We start from the raw sequence: 13161 nt of genomic DNA, 5'->3' as shown, positions 1-13161 counted from the left end.
CGCGCCGCTGGAGGTGACCGACGCGGCGGGCAACCTGTGCTGGTCCGGGCAATACGACACCTTCGGCAAGCTGCAGGGCTAGACGGTGGCCGGCGCGGCGAAGCGGCAGGGCGCGCAATATCAGCAGCCGCTGCGCTACGCCGGGCAATATCAGGACGACGAAAGCGGCCTGCACTACAACCTGTTCCGCTACTACGAACCCGAGGTGGGGCGTTTCACCACGCAGGATCCGATAGGGTTGGAAGGTGGGTTGAACCTTTATCAGTATGCGCCGAACCCGCTGATGTGGGTGGATCCGTATGGGCTAAGTTGCTCGCCATCAACGAAGTTGAACCGAAAGTTTAGGGCTTTAGAAAAAGCTCAAAAAACGGCAGTAAATACTCGACATCTACCTGATGGCCGCATTCGCTATTATGACAAAGAGGCATTAGCTAGAACTCAGGGGCCAACAAGAGGACGCTCCCATGTTACAGAATGGGATCCTAAAACAGGGAATGTAAGATCTTGGGAAGAGACTTATAATCATGCAGGAGAGGTCAATCGAGTTCATCCAAAAATGAAAAATGGTGAAGTGTTAAACCTGCCCCATTATCCACCAACTAAAGCTGATATCGATGCAGGAATCGCAACTCCTTCAGGTAAGGCAACAGGAATAGGATGGTGATTTAATATGAATGAGATGAGAACGCTTTTTTTAAATGGATTGAACTGTCTTCTTGATGATGATTATAGTTCATCTAAAGTGGCGGACTACGCCTATAGATTTTATCTGGACTATGATATTCCTGACGAAGAACTCTCATATGTAGTAGATTATTTAAAAGGAATTGATGCTGGCCCAGAATTTGAAATGAGCAAAGATGAAGTAATATCTTTCATCAAGCTAAATCTTAAATGATAAATTGAAAGCCGGAATGGTTAAACCTACCCGGCTACTATATAGTACTAAACTGACTGAGCCCCTCTTCGTGTTAAAGACAAGTCATGAGGGGGGAAGGTCGGACAAGGATAGAGGCATATGGCAGTGATATGAACACCTGGTAAATGTAGTGGATAAATCATGAAAAAATTATATTTCGCAATGACAACCTGTTCTGCCCGAGGTGGGACGTTTTACCACACAGGATCCTGTAAGGGGGCTCGGCGGGCTGAACCTTTATCTGTATGCGGCGAACCCGCTGATGTGGTTGGATCCGCTGGGACTGAGTAGTAAGCCATGTAAAACAGAGAAAGCGCCAGAATATTCTTATGAAAAAGCCAGGGATAAAGTACTCAAATGACTCGAGGAGCGTGCTTTTCTTACTGCTTGATACGGGTTTTGTCATGTGAGTCACGTCTGATTTAGAGCTTACTCATTTAGTCGTGTGACAACTATTGCTGGGTAAGATCACTGTTCTGGATAGACCATCATGACTTTGCTCATAGTTCTCTATCAGATGAAAATCTTGCAACAAACAAAGAGCAGCTTGATGCTTTGATTGAACCCCTGAGGGCTATAGAGAAAAAATGCCACTATCTCCAAAATAGATGAGTGAGAGATGATACTTTTGGCCTGGTTTTTGCCAGGCCATTTCTTCAAAGCATAGCTAATAAGGCTGATGCGCCAGCACCAACGAGACTAGCTACAGTGCTATTATTTAGCAAATTCTTAAGTAAAGATTTTGCCTGAGGGTCCTGTGATTGAGATACTTTTTCAACAAGTTCAGTTATGCTGATATTTAAAATAAGATGGTTATGTTCACCGATTTGAACTTGTGAGCCTGATACGCTTCCTATGTTGAATGTATTTTGGCTAGATTGCTTAGGTTTGTGTTCATTGGCAGTTAAATTCTCAACCTTTAATGTAAGCATGTGTGGGTGATTAGTACCAACATTGAGTGTGCCTCCAGGTAAGAATGACATATCAAGTACTTTTAAAGATATTTCGCCCTTTCCTAGTTTTTGATTTATTTTATCGCCAATACTAATGTTGGGCTCTTCAGTGTAAGGGATTAGTACTTTTTTTTCAGCTGAATTCCGTCGCCCTTTATATTCAGCTCCAGCGATTGTGAATGTTTCAGGGTATGCCATAGCATCAAAATCCATCATGTTACTCCTTTAGATTTCTGTTTTGTGATTAGGTTTTCTGATTCATAAATATGAGCATAAGCTACTTTTTAAAAATAGATATTAAAAAATCATATTTTTCTTTACTTAGTAATTTTCTTGAGTGGGCGCTACTCAGAAGTATTTTCGAGAGAACGATAATCTCATCCTCACCAGAAGAAGCAATCATTCTGAAAAAGTCACTTAACTCTTGAATACTGATGCTATTACTTGTGCCAAATTGCGCATATTTGCTATTTACATTCTCTATATTGAATATACTCTGGTTCGCCAGTGGCTTTTTTAACTTCTCAATTTCTGCATGTTCTATAATCTTTTGAGACATACTTTCAATATGGCCGCTAACATCTTTCTTTTGTGGAAATGAAAATCCATCCCCTCTTAATATTTTATCTGTTTCGGCCATTTCATGGTAAAGCCTACGAATCATCACCAGCAATAGTATTTTAGCTTCTTCAATGGATTTCTCTGTTGAATATTGGCATTCGATTGCCAACGCTGAGGTTTGCTCAAATACATTTATTGAGTAATTTTCAATGTAAGGTTCGATAAATCCATTCCAAAAAACCTGAACGGGAGAACCTTTAAATGCTACACCTTGATAGCAGATTTCTGTTCCATCATATGCAGTAACTTTCATAGGTGGTCCTGCATGGAGGAATCGCCATCTACGAATCAATTTGGTTAGTTCTTCATCAATATCTTGAACGGCTTTATACGTCCTTTTGAACAAGGGGGATGGAGGCATACCCGGAACGGCAAGAATCTCTTTTTTCACTTGAATCTCCATCATTTTCACTATTGTTTTTATAAATTATTTATGCTTTGTCTTTCAAGATTATTCAGTATAAAAATACCTTATTTACATCGATAATTTGATCAATATCTTGATTAGTTTCTCTCAGACGTGAGCCGTCACAGACCGTTAAATCAAGCTATAGCGAGCATAATCCCTTCAAACAGCAGTTTGTCAATAAGCTGAGAGGTTATGTCAATGGCATATTCGTGAGTCCCATGTATCGTCGGAGTACCAGCGTTCTGGAAGGAATAAATAATAAAATTAAGACGATAAAAAGAATGGCCTAGAGATACCGGGATAGCGATTACTTCTTTTTGAAAATCAAAGCAGCGTTTCCCGGTAAAGCGTTATGAACCTTTTTATGCGATCTTGCGGCGGAACAGCGCGTAGGCGGCGCTGCCGGTGGTGGCGGTGATCACCAGCAGCGGCCACAGGCTGCGCCAGATAATGCTGAAGCTGGCGTCCTTCAGGTAGATCTGCTTGGTGATGTCGGTGAAGTGGCGTATCGGGTTCACCCAGGTCAGATCCTGCAGCCACACCGGCATATTCTCCACCGGCGAGACGTAACCTGAGAGCAGGATCGCCGGCATCATGAACACGAACACGCCGATAAACGCCTGCTGCTGAGTGGCGCACAGCGACGAGATCAGCAGGCCGAAACCCACCAGCGACAGCCCGTAGATCAACATGGTGGCGTAGAACAGCAGCAGCGATCCAGCGAACGGGATCTGATACAGGAAGATGCCGATCAACAGCACGATGCTGGCCTGGAAGCTGGCGACGATCAGCGCCGGCACCGCCTTGCCGATAAAGATCTGCCAGGTGGTGAGCGGCGAGACCAGCAGCTGTTCCAGCGTGCCCTGTTCGCGTTCGCGCGCCACCGACAGCGAGGTGACGATCAGCACGCCGATGGTGGTGATCATGGCGATCAGCGACGGCACCACGAACCATTTGTAGTCCAGATTCGGGTTATACCAGTTGCGCACCACCAGCTCGCTGTTGTTGGGTTTGGCGCGGTTGCCGAGCAGCTCCTTCTGATATTCCTGCACGATCTGCTGTACGTAGTTGGCGGCGATCTGCGCGCTGTTGGAGTTGCGCCCGTCGAGCAGCAGCTGCAGCGGCGCGGTGTTGCCGGTGGCGATATCGCGCGAGAACTGCGCCGGGAAGCGGATCAGCAACAGCGCCCGTTGGTTATCGATGGTGGTCTTTATCTCCTGCGGGCTGCGCAGCAGCAGCACGTGTTGAAAGGCCTTGGCCTTGGCGAAGCGCTGGGTCAACTCCACCGAGGCCTGGCCGCTGTCTTCGCTGTAGACCGCGATGGTGGCGTTGGTGACTTCCAGCGTCGCGGCGAACGGGAACAGCAGCACCTGCAGGATCACCGGCATGATTAAAATGGCACGGGTTTGCGGATCGCGCAGCAGCGCCTGCATTTCCTTGATGATGAGCGTCAACAGACGATGAAACATCGCTCTTTCTCCTCAATCCAGCCGGCGCTGGGTTTTCCAGGCCGTCAGGCCGATGAACACCACGGCGGAAGCAATCAGGAACAACAGATTGATCGCCAGCACGGTGCCGACGTTACCCGCCAGGAACAGCGTTTGCAGCGTGCTGACGAAGTAGCGCGCCGGAATGATGTAGGTCACCGCGCGCACGATGGCTGGCATGCTGTCGATCTGGAAGATGAAGCCGGACAGCATGATCGACGGCAGGAAGGCGGCGTTCAGCGCCACCATCGCCGCATTGAACTGGTTGCGGGTGAGGGTGGAGATCAGCAGGCCCATGCCGAGGGTGCTGGCGAGGAACAGGCTGCTGATCAGCAGCAGGATCGGCAGCGAACCGCGATAGGGCACGCCGAGCACCCACACCGCCACCGCCATGCACAGCGCCATGGCGATCATGCCGAGGAAGTAATATGGGATCAGCTTGGAGAGCAGCAGCTCGCTGCGCGTCACCTGGGTGGACAGCAGGGCTTCCATGGTGCCGCGCTCCCATTCGCGGGCGATCACCAGCGAGGTGAGAATGGCGCCGATCACCGTCATGATGATGGTGATGGCGCCGGGGATGATGTAGTGCCGGCTGATGGCCGCCGGGTTGAACCAGTAGCGCATCTGCACGTCAATCAGCGGCTTGTCGCTGCTCCCTCGATCGGCGGCGCGCTGCTGCTGCCAAACTTGCCATACGCCCTGGGCATAGCCCTGCACGAAGTTGGCGGTGTTCGGCTCGCTGCCGTCGGTGATCACCTGGACAGGGGCGCTGTCGTGCGGGCGCGCCATGCGCTGGTCGAAATCCACCGGGATCACCACCAGGCCGCGGATCGTGCCGGCCTGCATCTGCTGGATCAGCTGTTGGCGGTTGTCGCTGATGGTCGGTTCGATATAGGGCGAGCCGGCAAACGCCTGGGCCAGATCGCGCGCGTCTTCGCTCTGTTGCTCCATCAGAATGCCCAGATGCAGCTTGCTGGAGTCCAGGTTGATGCCGTAGCCGAAGATGAACAGCAGCATCAGCGGGATAACGAAGGCGATCAGGCCGCTGCTGGGATCGCGCAGTATCTGCCGCGTTTCCTTCAGGCACAGCGCGCGCAGTCGGCGCCAGGAGAAGCCGCCGTCGTCGATGGGGGTACGGTTATCGCTCACCGTGATTCCTCCTCGTCGTAGCCCTGAACCAGCTCGATAAACGCCTGCTCCATCGAGGGGTTGGGATTGTCGTCGCGCGCCACCTGCTGTTTGAGATCGTCCGGCGTGCCGGCGGCGATGATCTTGCCGCGATACACCAGGCCGATGCGGTCGCAGTACTCCGCTTCGTCCATAAAGTGGGTGGTCACCATCACCGTGACGCCCTTGTCGACCATGCCGTTGATGTGCAACCAGAACTCGCGCCGCGTCAGCGGATCGACGCCGGAAGTCGGTTCGTCGAGGAACAGAATATCCGGTTCGTGCATCAGCGCGCAGGCCAGCGCCAGGCGCTGCTTGAAGCCGAGCGGCAGCGCGTCCGGCGTTTGATCGAGGATCGGCGCGAAGTTGAAGGCGTGGGACATCTCGTCGATTTTTTTGCGCTGCGCCTTGCCGCTCAGGCCGTAGACGCCGGAGAAGAACTTCAGGTTCTGCGCCACCGTCAGGTTGCCGTACAGCGAGAACTTTTGCGCCATGTAACCGAGGCGTTGGCGCGCTTTGCCGGAACTGGTTTTCAGATCCATGCCCAACACCAGCGCCTTGCCGCCGGATGGCACCAGCAGACCGCACATCATTTTGAAGGTGGTGGACTTGCCGGCGCCATTCGGGCCGAGCAGGCCGAAAATTTCGCCGCGCCGCACCTGAAAATCGACGTGATCGGTGGCGGCGAAATCGCCGAATTTCTTGGTCAACTGCACCGCTTCGATCACCGTTTCACCACTTTCTCCGTCAACGGTCGGCATGATCTCCGCCAGCGCCGAGCGATGGTTGGGGCCGCCGCCGAGCAGATCGATAAACGCATCCTCGAAGCGCGGATCCGCTTCGTTCAGTTCGGCGTCCGGCAGATCCAGCGCCTGCAGTAGCTGCCGGTGATCTTCGCCTTCTTTCAGGATCAGGCGCAGGTACTTGCCCTGGATCACGCCGTCGGTGACCGCCGGCAGGCAGATCGCCCGCTGCAGCAACGATCGATGGCTGCCGGGGGGCGCGGCGATCAACACCGTGCGCCCGGCCATACGGCGAGTCAGATCCTGCGGCGCGCCGCTGAACAGCAGCTCGCCCTCGTTGAGCAGCAGCACTTCGCGGCACTGCTCGGCTTCATCGAGATAAGAGGTGCTCCACAGGATCAACATGCCGTCGTTGGCCAGCTCGTGCACCATGCGCCACAGCTCGCGGCGCGAGATCGGATCGACGCCGACGCCCGGTTCATCCAGCAACAGCACCTGAGGTTCACCCACCAGCGTGCAGGCCAGGCCGAGTTTCTGCTTCATGCCGCCGGACAGCTTGCCCGCCAGGCGCTCAGTGAAGCGGGTCAGGTCGGTGAATTTCAGCAGCCGTTCGAAGGTCTGGCGGCGAAGATCGCCGGTGACGCCGCGCAGATCGGCGTACAGCGTCAGGTTCTCCATCACCGTCAGATCCTCATACAGCCCGAACTTCTGCGGCATATAGCCGAGGATCGCGTGCAGTTGACGATCCTGGGCGATCGGATCCAGCCCGGCGACCCGCAGCTTGCCGCTGCTGGGCTGCAGCAGCCCGGCCAGCATGCGCAGCAGGGTAGTTTTACCGGCGCCGTCCGGGCCGACCAGCCCAATGACCGCGCCGCTGCGCAGGGTGGTGGTCAGGCTGGCGACCGCCGGTTTCTCAAGCGACGGGAAGCGCTTTTCCAGCCCTTCCAACTCGATGGTGTGCGCCTGTTCCATGGCCGGCCTCAGGGTTTGGCGAAGCGTAGGGTGACCGGCATGCCCTGGCGCAGCGCGTCGTCGGCGTCGGTGACGATCACCCGCAGGCGGTATACCAGATCGGTGCGCAGGTCCGGCGTTTCAACGCTTTTCGGCGTGAATTCCGCGGTCGGCGAGACGAAACCGATCTTGCCGTGGTAAGGCTTGTCGGGGCGACCGTCGGTGTAGATCTCCAGCTCGGTGCCGGGCACCGCTTGGTTCAGGCTGGTCTCGTTGACGTAGGCGCGCACCCACACCGGCCGGGTCAGCGACAGGGTGAACACCGTGCCGCCGGCGCCGAGCATGGTGCCCGGCTCCACCGCGCGGGTCAGCACCGTGCCGGCGGAAGGGGAGCTCAGCGTGGCGTCTTGCAGGTTCAACTGCGCCTGCGCCAGCGCCGCTTCGCTTTGCGCCACGTCGGCCTTGGCCTGTTCAATCTCTTGCGGGCGGTTGCCGCTGCGGTATTGCGACAGCTTGTCCTTCGCCGCCTGCAGGTTGGCCTGCGCCTGATTGCGGGCGGTGCGCGCATCCTCCAGCGCGTCGGCGGAGGTGGCGTTTTTCGCCCACAGCCCCTGCTGGCGTTTCAGGAAGCTGTCGGCATAGGTGAAGGCGGACTGGCGCTGCGCCATTTCTGACTGCACCTGGGCTATCTCTTCGCTGCGGTAGCCGGCCTGCAGCAGCGACAGTTTGGCGCGCGCGCTGCCGACGTTGGCTTCGGCCTGCTGCAGCGCGTTGCGGTAGGGGGCATCGTCCAGCTTGCCAAGCAGCTGACCCGGCTGAACGGTATCGCCTTCATCCACCGTCAGCGACGCCAGGCGCCCGTCGACGCGAAAGCCGAGGTTGACCGTGCGAATATCGACGTTGCCGTACAGCGTCAGCGGCCGATCCTGCTGCTGTTGGTAATGCCAAACCCCGTATGCGACGGCCGCGATCAGCAGAATTAACAACACGATCAAGGCACTGCGTTTTTTGTTCATAACACTCCCTGCCTGAATTTACGCGCCATGACGTTGGCGCAGCCCAGTAACCAGAATCTCAATATGTTCGCTCAGTACCGCCGCGATTTGCGCCGCTTCGCCCTCGCCAATGTCTTGCCAACCTGCCTGACGGCGGATAGTTTCGCGCGCCACGCGGAACGACAGCACCTCGCCGATCAGCGCATGGGTATGCAATACGAGGCGGGGGGCGTGTTCGTCGATGCCGGTGGCGGCCGACAGCAGGCGGCACAGCCGCTCGTGCATCGGCGCGATCACCTGGCTGTGGATCAGCGGATAGGCCTCGGTCGGGGCGAGCTGTTCGCGCGACATGATTTTGCTCAGGTTCAGCGTGTGCGGTTGGGTCATCAGCTCGCTGAAGGCCAACAGGCCACGTTGCAACAAGCGCAGCGCCGCGTCAGATGACCGTTGTGCGGCTGGTTCTTGCCGGAAGCGATCGACTTCCGCGACCAGCGGGGCGAACGCCTGCTGAATGAAATCGGCGAGCGACTGCGCCACGGCCAGGTACAGCCCCTCTTTGGAGCTGAAGTAGTAGGTGATGGCGGCGATGTTCTGGCCGGCGCGCTGGGCGATGTCGCGCGTGGTGGCGCCTTCCAGGCCATATTCACCGAACAGTTCGGTTGCCGCGGCGAGCAGTTGCCGGCGCGTTTGCTCGCCGCGCGCCCGGCCGGCGGCCTGATGAGGGACGGAAGCTGGCATGGGTCACGCTCGAAGTTAATCAATCATATGATTAACTTTATGCCAGATTGTCTAAAACGCAACCGCTAACCACAATGAGTTATGTGATCGGCTTCAGACAATGCTGAATTTACGGCAGATTGTGCTCTAGGTGCGTAAAAGTGCTTTTTATTGCGCGACTTCTGTTACAATCGGCGCCTGGTGCACTGCAGTTTGTGCCAATCCCTCGTGGTCATGCTTAATGCCCCGTCTGATCATCCTCCCAGGAAACTGCACCGAACACCGTTAGGTTAGGGGGGATCTGGAGTTTTTCTCTTTATGTCATTTGAAACCCTCGGCTTAAGTGCTGAAATTGTGCGCGCTGTTGAAGAACAGGGCTATCGCGAACCGACGCCAATCCAGCGTCAGGCTATCCCTGTCGTGCTGGAAGGTCGTGACCTGATGGCCAGCGCTCAGACCGGCACCGGTAAAACCGCCGGTTTTACCCTGCCGCTGTTGCAGCTGCTGAGCAAGCATGACCATCCGGTCAAAGGCCGTCGCCCGGTGCGCGCGCTGATCCTGACGCCAACCCGTGAGCTGGCGGCGCAGATCGGCGAAAACGTCGAGGCCTACAGCAAACACCTGCGCCTGCGTTCGCTGGTGGTGTTTGGCGGCGTGAGCATCAACCCGCAGATGATGAAGCTGCGCGGCGGCGTCGATATCCTGGTGGCGACGCCGGGCCGTCTGCTGGATCTGGAACATCAGAACGCGGTTGACCTGTCCAAAATCGAAATTCTGGTGCTGGACGAAGCGGACCGCATGCTGGACATGGGCTTTATCCACGACATCCGTCGCGTGCTGGCCAAGCTGCCGGCCAAGCGCCAGAACCTGCTGTTCTCCGCCACCTTCTCCGACGACATCAAGGCGCTGGCCAACAAACTGCTGCATAACCCGGCCTCGGTGGAAGTGGCGCGCCGCAATACCGCGTCCGAGCAGATCGAGCAGAGCGTGCACTTCGTCGACAAGAAGCGTAAGCGGGAACTGCTGTCGCAGATGATCGGCGAAGGCGACTGGAAACAGGTGCTGGTCTTTACCCGCACCAAGCACGGCGCCAACCACCTGGCGGAACAGCTGAACAAAGACGGCATCACCGCTGCGGCGATCCACGGCAACAAGAGCCAGGGCGCCCGTACCCGTGCGCTGGCCGATTTCAAAGATGGCCGCATCCGCGTGCTGGTGGCAACCGATATCGCGGCGCGCGGTCTGGATATCGACCAGCTGCCGCACGTGGTGAACTATGAGCTGCCTAACGTGCCGGAAGACTATGTGCACCGTATCGGCCGTACCGGCCGCGCGGAACGCACCGGTGAAGCTATCTCGCTGGTGTGCGTGGATGAACACAAGCTGCTGCGCGACATCGAGCGTCTGCTGAAGCGTGAAATTCCGCGCATTGCGCTGCCGGGCTACGAGCCGGATCCGACCATCAAGGCCGAGCCGATCATCAACGGCCGCCAGGGCGGCGGACGCGGCGCGCCGCGCGGCAACGGCGGTGGCCAGCGTTCCGGTAACGGCGGCGGTCAGCGCAGCGGTAACGCGAACGGCGGCCAGCGTGAAAACCGTGGCAACGGTAACGGTAACGCTCGCCCGCAGGGGGACGGTCAACGCCGTTCCGGCGCGCCGGCCTCGCGTCGTCCACGTAGTCGCAAGCCGGCCGAATAAGCCTGATTGCTCAAAGAGTAAGCCGCCGATACGGGCGGCTTTTTTTTTGCCTGGCGGAACGGCATTTTCGTACTAGGCTGGACGGTGGCTAACCCTACATTCCAGGAGACGGAGATGAAATTGAAGTGCGCAATTCTCGATGATTACCAGCAGGTGGCGCTCAAGATGGCGGACTGGTCGGCGCTGGCCGATCGGGTGGAGGTGTCCGCCATCAGCGCGCACTTTACCGATGAGACGGAGCTGGCGGTGCATCTGCAGGAGTGCGACATTCTGGTCATCATGCGCGAACGCACGCCGATGACTGCCTCGCTGCTGGCGCGGCTACCGAAGCTGAAGCTGCTGATCACCTCCGGCATGCGCAACGCGTCTATCGATTTGGCCGCCGCCGCCGAGCGCGGCGTGGTGGTATGCGGCACCAGCAGCGGATCGGCGGCGCCGATGGAGCTGACCTGGGCGCTGCTGCTCGGGTTGGCGAAGCATATCGTGCCGGAAAGCGTCGGGCTGCAAAACAACGGTCCGTGGCAACGGGATCTCGGCGTCACCCTGCAGGGCAAGACGCTGGGGCTGCTGGGGTTGGGCAAGATCGGCGGCCAAATGGCCAAGGTGGCACAGGCGTTCGGCATGCGGGTGCTGGCCTGGAGCCAGAACCTGACGGCGGAACGGGCGGCGCAGGAGGGCGCTTTGCTGGCGCCGTCCAAGCGGGCGCTGTTTGAGCAGAGCGATTTTGTCTCCATTCACTTGGTGCTGAGCGATCGCAGCCGCGGGTTGGTGGGGCGCGACGAATTGATGGCGATGAAGCCCACTGCTTACCTGATCAACACCTCGCGCGCGGGGATCGTCGATCGGGTGGCGCTGGTGGACGTGCTGCAACAGCGGAAGATTGCCGGCGCCGGGCTGGACGTGTTCGAGACGGAACCGCTGCCGGCCGACGATGCATTCCGTCAATTGCCCAACGTGCTGGCGACGCCGCATGTGGGTTACGTGGCGGACGACAACTATCGCGCCTACTTCACCGAGGCGGTCGAGGACATAGCGGCGTTCCTCGCGGGTCAACCGATTCGCCGGCTAGGCTGACGGCATTTTTAATGCCCGCAGAGGCTTGTCTGGCGCGGGCATTCACCCGTATCATTGCGGGTCTTTTTTTAGCTGGGATTGGTCATGCGCGTATTATTGGCTCCGATGGAGGGCGTTCTCGACTCTTTGGTGCGTGAGTTGCTCACCGAAGTGAACGACTACGATCTGTGCATCACCGAATTTTTGCGCGTGGTCGATCAGCTGCTGCCGGCCAAGTCGTTCTACCGGCTGTGCCCGGAGCTGCGTCACGCCAGCCGCACGCCGTCGGGCACGCAGGTGCGGGTACAGCTGCTGGGGCAGTACCCACAGTGGCTGGCGGAGAACGCCGCGCGTGCGGTAGAGCTGGGCTCTTACGGTGTCGATCTCAACTGCGGCTGCCCGTCCAAGCTGGTGAACGGCAGCGGCGGCGGGGCGACGCTGCTCAAAGATCCGGAATTGATCTACCAGGGCGCCAAGGCGATGCGCGCGGCGGTGCCGGCCCATCTGCCGGTCACGGTGAAGGTGCGTCTGGGCTGGGATTCCTCCAGCCGCAGCTTTGAAATCGCCGATGCGGTGCAGCAGGCGGGCGCCAGCGAACTGACGGTGCACGGCCGCACCAAAGAGGACGGTTACAAGGCGGATCGCATCAACTGGGCGGCGATCGGTGAGATCCGTCAGCGGCTGAGCATCCCGGTTGTCGCCAACGGCGAGATCTGGGATTACCAGAGCGCGCAGGATTGCCTGCAGGCGACCGGCTGCGACGCCATCATGCTGGGGCGCGGCGCGCTCAACGTGCCGAACCTGAGCCGGGTAGTGAAGTATAACGAACCGCGTATGCCCTGGCCGCAGGTGGTTGAGCTGCTGCAAAAATACGTCCATCTGGAAAAGCAGGGCGACACCGGCCTGTATCACGTGGCGCGCATCAAACAGTGGCTGGGCTATTTGCGTAAAGAATATGACGAAGCTACCGAACTGTTCAGCGAAATACGCGCGCTGACGACGTCAGGGGATATTGCGCGTGTCATCTGCCGCAGCTAAAAATAAACCCGCGCGCGGCGGGTTTATTTAAATATGTATTATCAGGCGGCTTTATCAAGACGATTTAATTCTATCTCGATATCCTGAATGGTTTTTTCCAGCCCTTCCAGGCAGGCGCCCTGTTTATTCAACAGGTCGTTAATGGCTTCGGCGAACGCCTTATTTTTGCATTCCCCCTGATCGAAGGCCAGCCAGTGTGCGGAGAGCGTCTCGGTATTCGCCTGCGCATAGTGGCGCATTTCCTTCAGCTGGGAAGCGACGTTGCGTAAATTATCCAGCTGCGCCTGTGCGTTTGCATTGTTGCTCATGAATTTCTCCTTGAGTTGGCCGTTAAATAATTTCGACTGCGGGATTAAGCTTACCCTATCCAAATAAAAATATCACCCTGGGTGGCCTGAATGGTTATTTTG

14 protein-coding genes and 3 pseudogenes are annotated in these 13161 nt (G+C 57.0%); 9 read left to right on the top strand and 8 right to left on the bottom strand.

Going from position 1 to position 13161, the window contains the following annotated elements; genetic code table 11:
- Positions 1-13 precede the first annotated feature (13 nt).
- The 5 genes and pseudogenes from RE418_RS24505 to RE418_RS24485 form a co-directional block, all read left to right on the top strand.
- On the top strand, positions 14-82 hold the full coding sequence (locus tag RE418_RS24505) for an RHS domain-containing protein (RefSeq protein ID WP_399676317.1): 69 nt from the start codon (positions 14-16) through the stop codon (positions 80-82).
- A 3-nt stretch (positions 83-85) separates the two neighbouring features.
- A pseudogene (locus tag RE418_RS24500) lies at positions 86-247 on the top strand (RHS repeat-associated core domain-containing protein); the annotation flags it as partial.
- Positions 248-328: 81 nt separating this feature from the next.
- Positions 329-664 (top strand): hypothetical protein, encoded by a 336-nt coding sequence (locus RE418_RS24495; RefSeq protein ID WP_399676319.1) that lies wholly within the window; start codon positions 329-331, stop codon positions 662-664.
- A gap of 6 nt (positions 665-670) precedes the next feature.
- Positions 671-898, top strand: coding sequence for a hypothetical protein (locus tag RE418_RS24490; protein ID WP_049239966.1), 228 nt, complete (start codon positions 671-673; stop codon positions 896-898).
- 199 nt (positions 899-1097) lie between these two features.
- A pseudogene (locus RE418_RS24485) lies at positions 1098-1208 on the top strand (RHS repeat-associated core domain-containing protein); the annotation flags it as partial.
- Positions 1209-1575: 367 nt separating this feature from the next.
- Here the strand turns inward: RE418_RS24485 and RE418_RS24480 are convergent.
- Positions 1576-2085 (bottom strand): hypothetical protein, encoded by a 510-nt coding sequence (locus tag RE418_RS24480; RefSeq protein WP_089180649.1) that lies wholly within the window; start codon positions 2083-2085, stop codon positions 1576-1578.
- A gap of 64 nt (positions 2086-2149) precedes the next feature.
- Positions 2150-2884, bottom strand: coding sequence for a hypothetical protein (locus tag RE418_RS24475; protein WP_233494382.1), 735 nt, complete (start codon positions 2882-2884; stop codon positions 2150-2152).
- Positions 2885-3066: 182 nt separating this feature from the next.
- On the opposite strand from RE418_RS24475, the pseudogene RE418_RS24470 reads away from it, so the two are divergent.
- Positions 3067-3258 (top strand): annotated as a pseudogene (locus tag RE418_RS24470) (transposase); the annotation flags it as partial.
- 6 nt (positions 3259-3264) lie between these two features.
- On the opposite strand, the gene RE418_RS24465 reads toward RE418_RS24470, so the two are convergent.
- The 5 genes from RE418_RS24465 to cecR are packed head-to-tail and all read right to left on the bottom strand — an operon-like array spanning position 3265 to position 8983.
- Positions 3265-4371, bottom strand: coding sequence for an ABC transporter permease (locus RE418_RS24465; RefSeq protein WP_049208965.1), 1107 nt, complete (start codon positions 4369-4371; stop codon positions 3265-3267).
- Between the two features lie 12 nt (positions 4372-4383).
- Positions 4384-5538 (bottom strand): ABC transporter permease, encoded by a 1155-nt coding sequence (locus RE418_RS24460; protein WP_089180650.1) that lies wholly within the window; start codon positions 5536-5538, stop codon positions 4384-4386.
- Positions 5535-7271, bottom strand: coding sequence for an ATP-binding cassette domain-containing protein (locus RE418_RS24455; protein WP_060447609.1), 1737 nt, complete (start codon positions 7269-7271; stop codon positions 5535-5537). Before RE418_RS24455 ends, RE418_RS24460 begins: the two co-directional genes overlap by 4 nt.
- Positions 7272-7279: 8 nt before the next feature.
- A complete protein-coding gene (hlyD, locus tag RE418_RS24450) occupies positions 7280-8266 on the bottom strand; it encodes a secretion protein HlyD (protein WP_089180651.1) in 987 nt (328 codons plus the stop codon).
- Between the two features lie 18 nt (positions 8267-8284).
- On the bottom strand, positions 8285-8983 hold the full coding sequence (gene cecR, locus RE418_RS24445; RefSeq protein ID WP_060432619.1) for a transcriptional regulator CecR: 699 nt from the start codon (positions 8981-8983) through the stop codon (positions 8285-8287).
- A gap of 297 nt (positions 8984-9280) precedes the next feature.
- Here cecR and rhlE point away from each other — a divergent pair, with 297 nt between their 5' ends.
- From rhlE to dusC, 3 genes are all read left to right on the top strand, one after another.
- A complete protein-coding gene (gene rhlE / locus RE418_RS24440) occupies positions 9281-10660 on the top strand; it encodes an ATP-dependent RNA helicase RhlE (RefSeq protein WP_025301932.1) in 1380 nt (459 codons plus the stop codon).
- A 114-nt stretch (positions 10661-10774) separates the two neighbouring features.
- Entirely contained in the window at positions 10775-11734 is a 960-nt protein-coding gene (locus RE418_RS24435) for a D-2-hydroxyacid dehydrogenase family protein (protein ID WP_043136722.1), read from the top strand.
- 84 nt (positions 11735-11818) lie between these two features.
- The gene (dusC, locus tag RE418_RS24430; RefSeq protein ID WP_025301934.1) at positions 11819-12751 is read left to right on the top strand and encodes a tRNA dihydrouridine(16) synthase DusC; all 933 of its coding nucleotides are present in this window, start codon (positions 11819-11821) and stop codon (positions 12749-12751) included.
- Between the two features lie 41 nt (positions 12752-12792).
- Here dusC and RE418_RS24425 read toward each other — a convergent pair whose 3' ends face one another.
- On the bottom strand, positions 12793-13059 hold the full coding sequence (locus RE418_RS24425; protein ID WP_004939738.1) for a hypothetical protein: 267 nt from the start codon (positions 13057-13059) through the stop codon (positions 12793-12795).
- Positions 13060-13161 lie beyond the last annotated feature (102 nt).

Origin of the sequence: Serratia sp. szju (genome assembly GCF_044594185.1) — a bacterium.
Lineage (GTDB): Bacteria > Pseudomonadota > Gammaproteobacteria > Enterobacterales > Enterobacteriaceae > Serratia > Serratia bockelmannii.
Note: the sequence above shows the minus strand (reverse complement) of the source record. Positions and strands in the feature narration are given on the sequence as shown.